At 32.7% G+C, this 15487-nt stretch carries 21 protein-coding genes; 5 read left to right on the top strand and 16 right to left on the bottom strand.

Going from position 1 to position 15487, the window contains the following annotated elements; genetic code table 11:
- Positions 1-16 precede the first annotated feature (16 nt).
- Positions 17-268, top strand: coding sequence for a hypothetical protein (locus tag F1592_RS13960; RefSeq protein WP_080290970.1), 252 nt, complete (start codon positions 17-19; stop codon positions 266-268).
- On the opposite strand, the gene F1592_RS02070 is transcribed toward F1592_RS13960, so the two are convergent.
- The gene (locus tag F1592_RS02070) at positions 265-1026 is read right to left on the bottom strand and encodes a VOC family protein (protein ID WP_053016654.1); all 762 of its coding nucleotides are present in this window, start codon (positions 1024-1026) and stop codon (positions 265-267) included. The genes F1592_RS13960 and F1592_RS02070 overlap by 4 nt on opposite strands.
- A 176-nt stretch (positions 1027-1202) precedes the next feature.
- On the opposite strand from F1592_RS02070, the gene F1592_RS02075 reads away from it, so the two are divergent.
- Together F1592_RS02075 and F1592_RS02080 are read left to right on the top strand one after the other, a co-directional pair.
- Positions 1203-1640, top strand: coding sequence for a MarR family winged helix-turn-helix transcriptional regulator (locus F1592_RS02075; RefSeq protein ID WP_037535988.1), 438 nt, complete (start codon positions 1203-1205; stop codon positions 1638-1640).
- The gene (locus F1592_RS02080) at positions 1637-2842 is read left to right on the top strand and encodes an MFS transporter (protein ID WP_053016653.1); all 1206 of its coding nucleotides are present in this window, start codon (positions 1637-1639) and stop codon (positions 2840-2842) included. The genes F1592_RS02075 and F1592_RS02080 overlap by 4 nt, the downstream gene beginning before the upstream one ends.
- Positions 2843-2897: 55 nt before the next feature.
- Here the strand turns inward: F1592_RS02080 and F1592_RS02085 are convergent, their stop codons facing one another.
- From F1592_RS02085 to F1592_RS02115, 7 genes are all read right to left on the bottom strand, one after another.
- Positions 2898-3251 (bottom strand): SarA family transcriptional regulator, encoded by a 354-nt coding sequence (locus tag F1592_RS02085; RefSeq protein ID WP_011275108.1) that lies wholly within the window; start codon positions 3249-3251, stop codon positions 2898-2900.
- 300 nt (positions 3252-3551) lie between these two features.
- The gene (gene moaA, locus F1592_RS02090; protein WP_053016652.1) at positions 3552-4574 is read right to left on the bottom strand and encodes a GTP 3',8-cyclase MoaA; all 1023 of its coding nucleotides are present in this window, start codon (positions 4572-4574) and stop codon (positions 3552-3554) included.
- Between the two features lie 13 nt (positions 4575-4587).
- Positions 4588-5193 carry a molybdenum cofactor guanylyltransferase MobA gene (gene mobA / locus F1592_RS02095; RefSeq protein ID WP_053016651.1) on the bottom strand — a complete coding sequence of 202 codons (606 nt, stop codon included), beginning with the start codon at positions 5191-5193 and terminating at the stop codon, positions 4588-4590.
- A 6-nt stretch (positions 5194-5199) separates the two neighbouring features.
- Positions 5200-5433, bottom strand: a complete 234-nt coding sequence (moaD, locus tag F1592_RS02100) for a molybdopterin converting factor subunit 1 (RefSeq protein ID WP_037535979.1) — start codon at positions 5431-5433, stop codon at positions 5200-5202.
- A 1-nt stretch (position 5434) separates the two neighbouring features.
- Positions 5435-5884, bottom strand: coding sequence for a molybdenum cofactor biosynthesis protein MoaE (locus tag F1592_RS02105; RefSeq protein ID WP_011275104.1), 450 nt, complete (start codon positions 5882-5884; stop codon positions 5435-5437).
- A 6-nt stretch (positions 5885-5890) separates the two neighbouring features.
- The gene (gene mobB, locus F1592_RS02110) at positions 5891-6361 is read right to left on the bottom strand and encodes a molybdopterin-guanine dinucleotide biosynthesis protein B (RefSeq protein WP_149809429.1); all 471 of its coding nucleotides are present in this window, start codon (positions 6359-6361) and stop codon (positions 5891-5893) included.
- A complete protein-coding gene (locus tag F1592_RS02115; RefSeq protein WP_053016649.1) occupies positions 6358-7617 on the bottom strand; it encodes a molybdopterin molybdotransferase MoeA in 1260 nt (419 codons plus the stop codon). The genes mobB and F1592_RS02115 overlap by 4 nt, the downstream gene beginning before the upstream one ends.
- A gap of 62 nt (positions 7618-7679) precedes the next feature.
- On the opposite strand from F1592_RS02115, the gene moaC reads away from it, so the two are divergent.
- The gene (moaC, locus tag F1592_RS02120) at positions 7680-8162 is read left to right on the top strand and encodes a cyclic pyranopterin monophosphate synthase MoaC (protein WP_053016648.1); all 483 of its coding nucleotides are present in this window, start codon (positions 7680-7682) and stop codon (positions 8160-8162) included.
- A gap of 107 nt (positions 8163-8269) precedes the next feature.
- On the opposite strand, the gene F1592_RS02125 is transcribed toward moaC, so the two are convergent.
- From F1592_RS02125 to modA, 5 genes are all read right to left on the bottom strand, one after another.
- Positions 8270-8776, bottom strand: coding sequence for a MogA/MoaB family molybdenum cofactor biosynthesis protein (locus F1592_RS02125; protein WP_053016647.1), 507 nt, complete (start codon positions 8774-8776; stop codon positions 8270-8272).
- Positions 8777-8787: 11 nt separating this feature from the next.
- Positions 8788-9792: a ThiF family adenylyltransferase gene (locus F1592_RS02130; protein WP_053016646.1), complete on the bottom strand. Its 1005-nt coding sequence runs from the start codon at positions 9790-9792 to the stop codon at positions 8788-8790.
- Between the two features lie 210 nt (positions 9793-10002).
- A complete protein-coding gene (locus F1592_RS02135; RefSeq protein ID WP_149809428.1) occupies positions 10003-10608 on the bottom strand; it encodes an ATP-binding cassette domain-containing protein in 606 nt (201 codons plus the stop codon).
- Positions 10609-11280, bottom strand: coding sequence for a molybdate ABC transporter permease subunit (gene modB / locus F1592_RS02140; protein WP_011275097.1), 672 nt, complete (start codon positions 11278-11280; stop codon positions 10609-10611).
- Positions 11281-11292: 12 nt separating this feature from the next.
- A complete protein-coding gene (gene modA / locus F1592_RS02145) occupies positions 11293-12087 on the bottom strand; it encodes a molybdate ABC transporter substrate-binding protein (RefSeq protein WP_149809427.1) in 795 nt (264 codons plus the stop codon).
- A 201-nt stretch (positions 12088-12288) separates the two neighbouring features.
- Here modA and fdhD point away from each other — a divergent pair, with 201 nt between their 5' ends.
- Positions 12289-13083, top strand: coding sequence for a formate dehydrogenase accessory sulfurtransferase FdhD (fdhD, locus tag F1592_RS02150; RefSeq protein WP_037535962.1), 795 nt, complete (start codon positions 12289-12291; stop codon positions 13081-13083).
- A 35-nt stretch (positions 13084-13118) separates the two neighbouring features.
- On the opposite strand, the gene F1592_RS02155 is transcribed toward fdhD, so the two are convergent.
- From F1592_RS02155 to F1592_RS02165, 3 genes are all read right to left on the bottom strand, one after another.
- On the bottom strand, positions 13119-13883 hold the full coding sequence (locus tag F1592_RS02155; protein WP_149809426.1) for a GNAT family N-acetyltransferase: 765 nt from the start codon (positions 13881-13883) through the stop codon (positions 13119-13121).
- A gap of 34 nt (positions 13884-13917) precedes the next feature.
- Positions 13918-14466, bottom strand: coding sequence for a biotin transporter BioY (locus tag F1592_RS02160; protein ID WP_149809425.1), 549 nt, complete (start codon positions 14464-14466; stop codon positions 13918-13920).
- A 68-nt stretch (positions 14467-14534) separates the two neighbouring features.
- Positions 14535-15485 carry a nucleoside hydrolase gene (locus tag F1592_RS02165; RefSeq protein ID WP_188294666.1) on the bottom strand — a complete coding sequence of 317 codons (951 nt, stop codon included), beginning with the start codon at positions 15483-15485 and terminating at the stop codon, positions 14535-14537.
- Positions 15486-15487 lie beyond the last annotated feature (2 nt).

The raw sequence follows: 15487 nt of genomic DNA on the forward strand, positions 1-15487 counted from the left end.
TAAAAAGAGGTTTAACATGCGATATTTATTATTAATACTATTTATTTTGTTTAACACGATAGCTATTGTTGTCACTATGACTCAACCTTTAACAGTTTCATATTTTAGTTTAAGAGTAATGTTCGTTGGACTGTCGTTCGTCTTAACTATCTTTTTCTTACTTTTAAGGAAGTCTAAAGTAACAACATATCTCAGCATACTATCTCTTATGCTTTCAATCGTTCATATGGCACTTATCGCCCATAGTACTTATATTTATCTATACTAACCTTCAGGCTCGAATCGATATTTCGCACCTTTCGTAATAATTGAGTAAGGTGCAGTCGTTTCTGTATCTTTAAATATAATCGTATTATAGCCTGACGTTTTACCATCTTGAATACGGTAAATAATATGGTCTACCGTTAATTGTACATCTGTATAATTATCTCCTTCTTCAAGGATAGTCACATCGAACCATTTTTTCCATTTAGATAGTGTTTTAGAGCGTTTTTCACTATCAATAATTATTTTATGGATTTTAAATTGTTTTTGGAAAAGCGGGTCTAATTTCTGATTGTGCACTTCTTCCCTTTCATCCCATTCTATGAAAAATGGCGGCTTTACCATGTAATCAGGGTCTGCAATGTAAAGTAATTTCCAATTTACTTTTTCACCTTTTTTATTCTCTCTATGCATTTCTACTGGTCCAATCGTATCAATGTTACGTTCTTCTAAAGATTTTTTTATTAATTCAATATTTGATGTTCTTAATGCAATTGTTTTAAACCCCTGTTTGTAATGGTCTTGAACGATTTTAGTCGCAAAAGCAACACGACCTTCTTCTGTTTTAGATTCTTTATTTAATTTTTCTTTATCTTCTACATCAATCAATTCTATGTAATTTTCATTAATATATGATAAACGATTGAATGTTCCAAATTTGTGATGTTTGCCACCAGAACTAATTTTCAGAATATCTCCTGGATATTTAAAGTTTTTAAGGTTGTCTACATAATGAATAATATGGTCAAATCTGAGTTCCATTGATCGTATTCCCCTTTAATTGTTCGACTTGCATCTATCTTATCAAACTTCTTGTAAGATTACTTCTTTTATTCACGTATCTTATTGTTTTAGTATTGCATTTTTTTAAAATACGTCATATAATATTTTTTGTCTTAAAATAGTTAGCAAAGCTAACTTCTTGAAAGGAGTATATTATGTTAACAAATGAATTTTTTAACAGTTTCATTGGTTTATACCGTCCATATATGAAACGAACGCAATCTATACTGGACCAATTTGATTTACATCCTGGTCAATGGTTGATATTAAGAGATATTGCCAGTACCTCTCCAACGACCTTAGTTCATATTTCTAAACGTCGTTTTATTGAAAAACCCACTACACGTAAAATTATTAAAGTGTTATCTGATAAAGAGTTATTAATTGTAGAACCAAGTAAGGAAGATAAGCGTGAGAAGTTACTAAGTCTCTCTGATAAAGGTCAAACATTATATGAAGACGTTTATCGTAAGATATTACCAGTTCAGCGTGAGCTTATTGAAAATGCTGGATTATCTGACGTGGAACTTGAAAATGTTATTTCAGTAATGAACAAACTTCATCATGCATTTTTAGAGGAGGAATCAGAATGACTCAGAATACGAGTGTAAAACAGCCTATTTTCACGAAAAGTTTTACAGTTAATTTCTCAATCAATTTTTTCGTTTATTTGTGTATGTATCTTTTATTAGTAATTATCGCTGATTACAGTAAGACAACTTATCACGCCTCAGATAGTTTAGCTGGATTAGTAGTAGGATTATTTATTATTGGTTCTTTAATAGGTAGATTTGGAACTGGTAAATATGTAAATAAATTTGGTCCAAAAAAAATATTAATTACTGGATTATTATTGCTTGTGATTACACAATTACTTTACTTCATCCCTGGATCAATCACATTCTTAATGTTCGTACGTCTAATTAACGGGATTGCGACTGCTATAGCTACTACTGCAACTGGTACTATTGCAGCACATGTCACACCGGTTGAGCGTAAGAGCGAAGGTATTAGTCTATTTTCACTTAGTTTAGTACTTGGTACAGCTATAGGCCCATTCTTCGGTATCTTATTATTAAAATCATTCTCTATCAATTTACTATTTGCTATATGTTTAGTTTTAGGTGTGATCAGTTTAATAATTTCACTATTTATTAAAATTGATTTTGATGCTGTTCATGATAAAACAGATGCTAAAATTGCTAAAGCATCAGGCTTTAATATACACAACTTCATTGCAAAAGAAGCAGTACCAGTATCAATAGTTATGATGATCATTGCACTGAACTATGCTTCAATACTGACTTTCTTGAAATTTTTTGCTGAACAACGTCATTTATTAGAAGCATCTAGTTACTTCTTTATTTGTTACGCGATCGCTTCTTTAATTACACGTCCAATTGCAGGTAAAATGATTGATGCACGTACAGAAAATGTTGTCGTTTATCCTGCATTTATCGCACTTATCATTACTTTTATAGTATTAGTATTCAGTTATAGTGGATGGATGTTATTACTAGCTGGTGTCTTCTTAGGTATTGGTTATGGTAATTTATCATCATCTATGCAGGCTATTGCCATTAAAGTGTCACCTACTAATAAATATGGGATTGCAACTTCAACTTACTTTATTGGTCTAGATATAGGTATAGGATTTGGTCCATCTTTATTAGGCTTATTCACAGGTTTCATTAGTTATACAGAAGTTTATGTCATTATGGCCATCGTCGCTGCACTTAGCACCGTACTTTACTTTATTGTTCATGGACGAAAAGTTAAAACACAATTAAATTAATATGTAGAAAGCGCTAGAAAATATGTCAATATTTTCCAGCGCTTTTTATAATCTATTAATTAGCAATACTAATTGCTTCAATTTCAGATTTCATTTTATCAAGTAATTTCTGTTGCGTTGCATTAAAGAAATAAAATACTTGTCGTTCATCAGTTTCAGATCGTAATTTAGAAATGAGTTCTTTCTTATAAATTTTACGTATAATTACATCAATTTTACTTGTGTCCCACAACATCTCGAAATGTAATGTATCTCGTAACTCCTTACCACTAATTTTCTTACCTTCATAAACTTTAAATAAAACTACAAATTCCTCTATTGAAATTTTGTACGATGATTTTAACCAATGTTTCAACTGGCTTAATTCTCTTTCTGCTGCAATAAAACGTTGTACTTTTTCTGTTGTCATAATTAAAGCCCTCCAATGTAGATTCTAAGATGTAGTTATAGCTTTATAAATTGAATTTCCTTAATAAAATTATATAACATATACACAATTTAATCTATTACAAATTTTATTTATTTTCCGATTAATGTTTAATACAAATTCAGTTATTCATATACTCAATGCTATTATGATAATCATATTCTTTAATCATAGGTATTACATTCAATAATGATTTACTTTAAATTTAAAGTATTAATTGTATATATTTTCCAAAAATAAAAAACTCTAGCAATAGTCATAAACCATTGCTAGAGATGTTACCTAACCACCGATGTAGTTCATATTAATTTTCTTGCGTTGTCGATTTTTAACCGTTTGCTCTGTACGTTCATCTGAATAACGATCATCTCGAACATTCCACAAGCTAATAAGTTGTTCTCTTAATTCATCATCGGTTACGCCTGATCGTATAAATGATTTAATATTAAAGCCCTCAACAGTGCTGAATAAACATCCGTAAAATTTCCCATCAGATGATAATCGTGCTCTCGTGCAAGTAGAACAAAATGATGCTGACACACTTGTAATTAAACCAAATTGAGCGCCATTATCTTTGTGCTTATAGTACTTCGCTACTTCTCCGAAATATTTGGGGGGTACTGGTTCAATATCAAAATGAGACTCAATCATATCTAGCATCTCATTTTTAGTTACAACTTTACTAAAATCCCAGCCATTATCATTACCTACATCCATGAACTCGATAAATCTGATTTCAATATTCTTATCTTTAAAGTAATCTACCATTGGAATAATTTGATCGTCATTAATACCTTTTTGAATTACAACGTTTACTTTAACATGGAAACCAATAGAAACGGCGTAATCAATTTGATCTAAAATGGTAGTTGCTTTGATATTGCGATTATTTATCGCTTGGAACACTTCATTATCTATGGCATCTAAACTAACATTAATGCGACGTAAACCGGCATCGTATAATTTTTGTCCGTGTTTTTTTAATAATAGACCATTAGTGGTCATACCGATATCTTCAATACCATCAATTTGATTTAACTCAGCTATAAGTTGATATAAATTTCGTCTAAGTAGTGGTTCGCCACCAGTTATACGTAACTTCTTCACACCAAGTTCTGCATACACTTTCGCGATTCTAACCATTTCTTCAAACGTTAATAACTCATCTTTAGGTAGGAATACATAGTCATCACCGAAGATTTCTTTAGGCATGCAATAGTCACATCTAAAATTGCAACGGTCTGTTACTGAGATACGCAAATCGCGAATGGGTCGACCTAATTTATCTTTGATTTGTGCAACCATAAATGGACCCTCCTTAATGATTTATCTGTTGTTTCAAGTCATCTAAATCTTCTTGATAGTTGATATTTTTATACCAATATTCAGGTGATTGTATGTTAGTAACATCTAAACATTCCGTCGTCACATTATTATAAACATGTCGTAAACTATAGTCATTCGAAGCTAAAGCTTCATCCATAACGTTTATACAATTTGGATGATAAAAGGCTATAGTTGGTATAACTCGTTCATGTTCAGAATAAGCAGCTATATCAATTTGATCTTCTATGAGTCTTGATACTAAAAATTGGTATAAAGCACTAATAGCCTTACCTGTTACCATAGGGGTATCAACTGATATTACAAAAAACAGTTCTTCATCGTTGTATTGTTTCATTACAGTATGAATACCGGCAAGTGGCCCTTTATCTTTATTGTTAGCGTCATCTATAATAACATTGTCATGTTTAAATTGATTAGCTAATTGATCATTGGTGCTTATAATAATATCATTAAACATATTAGTCTCTTGTAAGGTTTGAACAATTCGTTGGTAAAATAATTGTCCATCTATTTCGGCAAATGCCTTTGCCTTACCAAAACGTTCTGAATGACCACCTGCTAAAATAATTGCTTTCATTTCCCGTTAACCTCCACTTACTGGAGGAATCAATGCAACAGTGTCTGTTGGTTGTATGATATCCTCATCCTGTACAAATTCTTCATTTACTGCAACCTGAAACTTTTTAGATTTAATTGAAGGATGTCTCTCAAACAGATTTTGTTTAAAAGCATCAACGTTAATTGATTCATTAATATCAATTGTTTCACTATCAGTTTGCAACATTTCTTTTATTTCAGCGAAGTATAAAACCTTCACGTTAGTCCTCTCCTTTAGTAGCTAGATCGTGGCTACCTCTTTGATGTCCTTGCCACTCTGCACCGTCTTCCCAAATTTCCTTTTTCCAAATTGGAACGACTTCTTTGATACGTTCAATAGCATATTCGTTAGCTCTATATGCATCTTTACGATGGGGTGATGAAACTGCAATTAACACCGCTATATCTGAAATTTGAAGTGGCCCAATGCGATGAACAATTGTTGTAATCGTTCCTGGCCAACGCGCTTCAATTTCATCACCTATTTGTGCTAACTTTTTCTCCGCCATAGGTATATATGCTTCGTATTCTAAATATTCTGTTTTAATACCTTTAGTCCATTCTCTTACATGTCCTGTAAATACAACTACAGCACCTTGGTGTTCATTTATAGTAAATTCTCGATACTGTTCTGTTTGGATGGGTTCAGTAACGATTTCAAATTGTTTCATTTAATGTCAATCCCTTTGCTCTATCCATTGTAATAACCAATTATCATAGTGTGATAACGCATGTTTATCATGAACATCATAACAATATTTAACACCGGTTAATTGCTTTAACCGTTCTAATTCTTCAGTAGTCTGATAGACGACCACTTTATCAAAATGTTCATCTTTAAACCCTTCAACCAAAATGATATTACAATCAATTGTAACAGATTGGTCAATCATTTGAGTAAGATTTTGTTTATATGCACGCGTGACAGTTTGTTGATAGTGTTCACCTTGCACAATACTCTGATCTGCTCCAGCATTAAAATGTTTCATATGATCTACATGGTCTTCTTGAAGTGTTATATCCTCACCAATGTGGCCATGGTGCTTGATTGTCGCTATTGTGTAACCATAAGATTTTAAAAATTGTATCGTGTGTTGTATCAAGGTTGTTTTTCCTGAATTTTTAAAACCAACTATTTGCAAAATCATAGTGTCATTTCCATTTCATAGACATTCGATTCTGTTAAAATAACATTAACTGTATGACCTGCTTTAAATCCTCTAGTGCCCCCTGGCATCATAATCATTGAATTGCTATGTGCAATTGCTACTACTGCACCAGATTTATTAAATCCAGATGGCACTACTGTCGCACCACTCTGTGAAAATGTAGCAGATGCTCGAATAAAACGAGTAAAGGGATTCGCCTTAGTAAAATCTTCCATTAAAGTAGCTTTAACAACTTGAGGGTAATAGGCAGTTGCCCCCATCATATGTTGAATCGCAGGTTTGACAAATAATTCAAATCCAGTGAAACAAGCTGATGGATTACCTGATAAACCAAACAAATATTGCCCATTTGCAACAGCTACGGTTGTTACACTACCTGGTCTCATTGCAACTTTATTAAATAATACCTCTGCATTTACAGCTTTGTAAATTTCAGGTAGATAGTCAAAATCTCCAACAGAAACGCCACCCGTAGTAATTACGATGTCATGTTTTGACATGGCATCTTTGACAACTGAAATACTACTTTGTAAATCATCTTGTTGAATTTTATATGCTTCAACGTTTAATCCAGCTTTTTCAGATAGTGCTTTGATCATTGGACCATTTGAATTGCGTATTTTACCTGGTTGTAATTCATCATCCACATCTAATAGCTCACTACCAGTTGCAATGACTGCAATACTTGGGCGTTGTGTCACAGGAACTTTAGAGTAACCATATGTTGCAAGAACGGCTATTGCACCTGGATTAATGACTTGACCTTTTTTCAAGACAATATCACCTGTTGTTGTTTCTTCACCCTTAAGAGATACATTTTCATTTGCTTCAAATGACTTACGTATTGTAAACGTATCTCCATCCTCAACTGTTTGTTCAAACATGACTACTGCATCTGCACCTTCTGGAATTTGGGCTCCTGTCATAATACGTACTGCTTCGTTTTGACCTAGTATTTTATCTGAAACTGAACCTGCGCCTATGTGATCAATCACTTTAAATTGTTTACGATTTTCTGAGTATGCACCAGCAGAATCTTTACTTCGAATAGCAAACCCGTCATAAGGTGATTTATTAAAACGAGGAATATCATAAGTTGCAACAATATCCTCCGCAAGTACATATCCTAAGCTATCTTCTAACTTCACTTCTGTAGTATTCAAATATATATCCTGTTGAACAACACGATTTATCGCTTCTTTAACTGGTATTGGGTTTCTTTTTTCAACTGACATACTTATCATCTCCAAATTATAATTTAAAATCATGATATACTAACCCTATCAGGAGGGTTATTATGTCAAAATTTACTCATATCAATGAACAAGGTAATGCTAAAATGGTAGATGTATCAAATAAAAATATTACTAAACGTACTGCTCAAGCTCATTCTAGCATTACTGTTAATGAAATAATTTATCAACAAATTATAGATAATACTAATAAAAAAGGCAATGTACTTAACACTGCACAAATTGCTGGTATTATGGCAGCTAAAAACACATCGACGATTATACCTATGTGTCATCCTCTACCTTTAACAGGTATAGATGTTCAATTTAACTGGCAAATTAATGATAATACTACATACACATTAAATATCACGGCTATTGTCTCCACTACTGGAAAAACAGGCGTTGAGATGGAGGCATTAACAGCCGCTTCTGCAACTGCTTTAACTGTTTACGATATGACCAAGGCAGTCGATAAAGGTATGATTATCGGTGAGACTTACCTTGAATCAAAATCAGGTGGCAAATCTGGTGACTATCGTCGTTAAGTTATTTCGAGCGCTCATATAATGTTTCAATTTAAATAATAAAGTCATGGATGCAAAACTTCAATTAGGGAAACCTATCATTTAAGTTTAAATCCATGACTATTTTATTATTTATTCAATTCATGCAACATATGGTTTAATTCTGGCTTGATTAACTTTTCAATAGCCAATTTCACAGCTCCAGTAGATCCTGGTAGAGTATAAATTAATTTGTTCTTAACTGAACCAGCTACTGCTCTTGATAACAATGCTTTAGTTCCGACATCCTCTGTGTAACTTAAATATCTAAATAATTCTCCAAAACCTTCGATTTCTTTATCCAAAAATGGCTTAACTGCTTCTATCGTAACATCTCTTTGTGCAATGCCAGTTCCACCAGTTGTAATTATGACATCAATATCAGATGCCAACCATTGTTCAATTTGAGATTGAATAGCTACTTTATCATCTTTGACAATAGCATAGTTTGAATTTAATACTTCGACATTGATATCTTGTATTAAAGTTTGGACAAGTTGACCACCTTTATCCGTCTCTTTATCCCTAGTATCAGATACAGTCAAAACTGCACATTGAATCATTCTATCTACTTTCGCATGATCATGTTGATGCATTAATTCCACTCCTATCCGAATAATTGATTGATTAAATGAATGGCATCTAACGTCTTCGTTGTACCATGTATAAGCATTCGTCCACCCTCAAAACTAACAATTCGATGTCCTTTATATTCAAACATTATCATATATTTGTTTTCTCGATAATTAAGGTGATGTTGCTTAAGAAATTCACGTACCATTTCCTGGGAAATTTTATCATTATCATATTGTACTGTATCTCTACCACATAACGTTGCATATAATGTATGCTGTTTATTTAAATAAGGAAAGGATGGATTTGAACCACATGTTGGACACTCTTTTCTAAACATACGGCTAAAACCAAATGTAAAATGTTGACCATCCCATATATCTCCATAAGTTAATTTAGTAGGCACTGATTGCTCAGTTAATAATTTAAAGGCATCTCGCAATTGAAAACTTGTAGTCATCGTAACAGCAGGTTGTATAACACCTACAGTGTCACAAGTTAAATTAATTGCTGGTAGTTGAGGCATTAAACAGTTAAAACAAGGTGTCTCTCCTGGAATAAATGCTGCTTCTATATAAGTACTCTGCACGACACCACCATATATCCAAGGTACTTTCTCTTTAAAAGCAAAGTCATTAACTAATTGTCTTGTTTCAAAATTATCTGTCGCATCAATAATAAGATCTACATGTTTAGCATACTTATCTAAAAAATAATAATCGACATGTGTGATAAAAGTATTTAGTTTCAAGTCATGTCGCAATGCTTTTAAATGGTGTTCCGCTGCTACAACTTTAGGCAACATAGTATTAGCATCTTCTTCAGTAAATAATGTTTGTCGTTGTAAATTGCTAAATTCAATATAATCTCTATCTACAATTGAAAGTGTTTTGATTCCCGCACGAACGAGACCCTCAGCAACATGAGTTCCTAACGCTCCCATACCAACAATGAGTACATGTTTTTGACTAATTTTCTGTTGTCCTTCGTGTCCTATTCCTTTAAACAAAGTTTGTCTAGAATAACGTTCACTCGTCATATTCATTGCCCTCTCTAGTTAATATCCATTTCTATCATTATATCGAACAAAGCGGGAGTGGTACAGAATACAATATGAATTCTTCGGCCCACCCCCGCAATGTTGACTAGATTTAAAAAGTCTATTATAAGTGCCTTATTAACTTAGATAATAATCATAAATCTGCTATAACGCTAAAATTTTATTATTTTCATCCCAATCTAGCTTTAATTAACCTATCTTAATAATTTTATCAGCCAATACTTCAGCCTCAAAATTAGAATGTGTGACAAAGATGATTGGTATTTTCCATTCTTTAAAAATACGTTTAATTAACTTTATTCCTTCACCTCTCGTTGCATCATCTAGACTTGAAAATGGCTCATCTAATAAAATCAAGTCTGGCTTTGTACTTAGTGTTCGAGCTAAAGCAACACGTTGAGATTCTCCACCAGAAAGTGTCGATGGATATTGCTCTTTTAGATGATGAATATTTAGTCGATCCATTAAATCATCTATATGGACAGATGGTTTAGACATAAAAGTTATATTTTTGTAAACTGTCATATTAGGAAACAATTGGTAATCTTGGAATAAATAGCCAATTTTGCGATTTTGTATTTTCAGATTGACTTTATGCTCAGTATCTGTAATCAGTCTGTCATTGATTTTGATATAGGCTTTATCTGGCGTTCTTAAGCCTGCTATCATATTTAGCACTGTGGTTTTACCTATTCCAGAAGGCCCTCGTATTGCGTAAATTTTAGGGGCTGTATCGTTAATGTTAATATCAATAAATGTCTTTTTTAATTGATATTGAAGCTTTAACTCTAACATCTACTCTACCTCCCTATATTTATCTTTATTCGCAAAATTCAATACACCAATTACCGTAATTGAAAATGCAACTAACACAAGCACCCATAACCAAGCTTGATTCTCTCTACCTTGTTCAACTAAGAAATAAATTTCAAGTGGTAACGTGTTAGTTTTATTGGGTATATAGCCTGCAACCATTAATGTTGCACCGAATTCACCTATTGCACGTGCAAAACTCATCATTATACCCGCTATAATTGAACGTTTAGATAGCGGTAAAATTAGACGATAGAATATTTTATTCTCACTTGCCCCCATGGTGCGAGCAGTATTTAGCATTTTCGGGTTAATACTTCTAAATCCTTGAATAGTGTGTTGATACATTAACGGAAAACTAACAATGACAGATGCAATTACTGCACCTGTCATTGTGAATACTACTGGAAGATGTAGTATGTTTTCAAAAAATTGTCCTACAACACTTCTAGGAGAAAATATTATAAGTAAAATAAACCCTAGCACCGTGGGAGGTAGAACAATGGGTAATAATATAAAACTTTCAAGGAGTTTAGTAAGATGCCCTTTTCCTTTATAAAGCAACCGGCAAACAAAGATACCTAGTACTGATACAATAATGGTACTTATGACAGCCACTTGAATCGAAATCCAAAAAGGTGTAATGTCAGGCATACTTATTACCTCCTAAATTTCAAAATGATATTCTTTCAAGATATCTTTTGCTTTTTTAGATTTTAAGAAGTCCATCCACTCTTTTGCAAGTTTCTTATCTGAAGTAGCACCTGCTTCGTAAGTGATTGTTTTTTTAAGTTCCGCTTCTTTAATTTCGTTTACTTTATCTGTTTTCTTTTTATCTGTATATAAATCAGTTTCATAAACAAAGCCCATTTCAGCGTTGCCTTTTTCAACATAATTTAATACTTGTTTAACATCTTTAGCGTAAACTAAATTATCTTTAACTTCACCGTATAAACCTTGATCCTCTAAGTATTGTTTCGCATATTTACCTGCTGGAACTGTTTTAACTTCACCAATCGCTAATTTTTCATTATCTTTTAAATCTTTAACTGATGATTTATCGCTATTTTTATCTCCGACTAAGACAAGTTTATTATGAGCGTATTTATATGTATCGTGTGCTTTGTCTTTGTCTTTTAACATATCAACATCTTTAGTATTTGCAGACATGAATACGTCAGCTGGAGCACCTTTTTCAATCTGTTGTCTTAATGCGCCTGAACCACCATAGTTAAAGCTTACATCAACATTTTTATGATCTTTTTTAAATTCTTTTTCTAATGCTTTACTAACATCACCTAAGCTCGCTGCAGCCGAAATTTGTAATTCTTGCTTTTTGTCATTATCTTTTTTATTTGAATCAGATGATTTATTGCCACTATCATTGCTACCAGAATTTGAACATCCTGCTAAAATAATAACTAATGTGACAATTACTGCCATGAAATGTTTAATATTCATTTCATAAACCCCTCCTTTTATACATTATATTATACGCTAGTCTTAATCTTTTGAAAGGTATAAATTATAAAAATTCACTTAATCTCCATATTATTAAATGTATTTAATATACTATTAATTATTTATATGCAATTTAAATCTTTTCAAATTGTGACTAAAAGTTTTAATATAGAATTACATATCCCTAAAGGAGAAATATAAATGAACAAAGATGTGTTACAGGGGCAATCTATTATCCGCTATGAAGATGGACAATTAATAAATACAACAGATAGTTATGTTACAGAATTTCCATTGACAATCAATGTAAACGGTACGGAATTCGCAACGGTTATTTGTAGCCCTACACATATGGAAGAACTTGTAGTTGGATTTTTAGCCTCAGAGGGAGCTATTTATAAAAGAGAAGAAATAAAATCCTTACAAATAGATGATAGCAAAGGCTTTGCACATGTAGAGTTAACTAAAGATTTAGGCGATCGCTTTGAATACTCTACTAAACGCATGATTGCATCTTGTTGCGGAAAAAGTAGAGAATTTTACTTTCACAATGATGCGGCAATAGCTAAAACCTCAATGTCAAAAATAACCTTAACTCCTAAACAAGTACTCAATATGATGACTGGATTACAAACTGCAAGTACATTATTTAAACAAACTGGTGGATTGCACAATGCCGCCATTAGCGATGGTGATGAATTTTTCGAACATAGACAAGATATTGGTCGCCATAATGCACTCGATAAGCTATATGGGTTTTGTCTTGAAAGACGTATTCCTGTAAGAAATAAGGTGCTTATATTTAGTGGACGTATTTCATCTGAAATATTATTAAAGGCAGCTAAAATAGGTGTAGGCGTTATATTATCTAAATCCGCACCTACGACTTTAGCTATTACATTAGCCAACGATTTAAATATTACTGCTATTGGCTTTATTAGAGATGGAAGTTTTAATGTTTATAGTCACCCTGAACGTATCAAAGCCACAGAGTAGTTGGAATAATTAGTTTAAACTACTCTGTGGCTTATTTAATTAACTTCTTCTTTAACTATGTGGTAAACAAAACTTTGATACGTATAACCTTGTTTTAAATACATATCTTTTGCTGTGTCTTCTCCATCAGCTACAAGTATAACTGGTCGTTCATTTGCTAAGTCACCTATGTATGCTTGTATTGTTGATCCAATACCTTGTCTTTGAAATTGCTCAATTACACCAAAACTATCAATTTCAATAGTTTCGTCAGTAATAATAACATCAACAGTCCCTACTGGTTCATTATCAACATAAGCAACTAATCGTTTTTTATCGTCTTTTTTTTGTAGGATGGTTTGTCTTGCATTATTGACACTTTCAATAGCAAATGGTTTACTATAGGGCAAGGCAAATGAATAATAGATATTCAAATAATCTTCTATATTGCTTTCATCAACTTCTTTAATGTCTACATCATTTCTACTAGTTAGCTGTGTTAATTCATTTCCTTCTATAATATAGAATTCAAGTATGCCTAATTGAAAACCTCTATCTATAATTGCATTTATCCACTCTTGGCTTAATCTTTCATTCTCTGGAAAAGTAAACGCTAAGTGATTTGAATCCTGTTTTTGATGCAGTTCACATTGAGAGGTCATATCCTTGAACCACTGATCTAATGTGGGCATTTCTTTATAAAACCACTTATTCGTATTATACTTAAGCGGTTCTGAAGGTGTTAAATAAATAATTTTCTGCTTATCTTCATGATATAAATGCCCATCTTGAGCAATATTATGTATTGATATATTTGACATTGCTATATTCACCCACCTTGTTAGCTTGATAAATTTATTGTATCAAACTTTTAAAGCGTGAATGATTTAAAAGTGTTACGCCAATTAAACTTGCAATAATGGCTTTAATAATATCTCCAGGTATAAATGTAAATGACAATAAGAATGCTTTACTTGCATGGATATCTATAATGAAGCCCATAATAATCGTTCCCACGATATCTAAGAATAATACACCAATAACTAAAGTAGCGACTAACAATATCGCGAAGTTAATTTTATTAAAGTATCGGTCTCTCACTAATCCTATACCAAATGCAACTACTGGATATAAGAATAAGAATCCGGCTGATGGTCCCGCAAATACTCCGATTCCTCCACGTCCACCAGATACAACTGGTAAACCTGCAGCAGCTAATAATAAAAAGACGATGACACTCAGTGTCCCATATTTTTTTCCTAGAATAATACCTGCTAAAAATATGCCAATATTTTGTAAAACAATAGGTACTGGCATAATTGGAAGCGGGATTCCTGGTACCAATCCTAAAACACAAATAATTGCTGTCATTAAAGCTGTGTAAACTAAATTTCGTGTATTCATGTTGTATCCTCCTTCTACGAGAATGATTATACCACTAATGTAAACTTTATAAAATAAAAAGTTTACATTTAAGAAGGAGAATCTACTTTTTTAGCTAAATCAGTAATATAATTAAAGAAGTCATCATGATTAACATCGGTGACAACTTTGATAGGACGCCCACTATCTTTAATAAATGTACGACCTTGACTAGGACCTTTAAATTCTACATCTACATTCAATGATTTATATTGAACTAAATCAGGTTTTCCTATATAAGCAGTGGTTAAAACATCCCATAAGAAGTATGTAGAATTTGTAATAAAATGTGTCAAAGGTGGTACTGCAGCATAGCTAACACCTAAAAAATCTACACCTGGATATTGACGTTCATCAGCCCACATTTGTCGAATGTCTAATGTTAACGGAACTTGATTGGTGCTTTCTAAAGCTACCATATCTATCGCTATCTCACTATCAAATACTGTCTTAACCGCCTCCGGATCCCAAAACGCGTTCCACTCAGCTGTACCATCATGTTCAGGCTCTTCTACGTTACCTTTTTCGAGAAACGTTCCACCCATCCAAACTAATTTTTCAATATTATTTTGAATGCTAGGTTCAGTTTTAAGCGCTTTAGCCAAATCTGTTAGTGGTCCAGTAAATAGTAAAGTTACAGGTTCACTTGATTGACTTAACACTCTGATAATGTCCTCATACGCTTCTACATCACTGATGGTAGACTGTTCATTGGTAGTTGATTCATTTAATATGGGTAACGCATCCATAAAGAATGCATGCATTCTCCATTCTTTTGGAAAAGGATTAGCCCCACGTTCATAGGACGGCGCAACCTGTAAAGAATTATTAGAAAATCGATTTATAATTTTACATGAAGCGCTGACTGAAGGTTCTAAATAACAATCTGCTCCTATAGTACTAACACCTACTAATTCGATATCATCCATTTGTAATAATAAAAACAAAGATATTAAATCATCTACTCCACCATCATGATTAAAATATACTTTACGCAAAATGT

Source organism: Staphylococcus sp. GDX7P312P (assembly GCF_008385775.1).
In the GTDB taxonomy this organism is placed as follows: Bacteria; Bacillota; Bacilli; order Staphylococcales; family Staphylococcaceae; genus Staphylococcus; species Staphylococcus haemolyticus.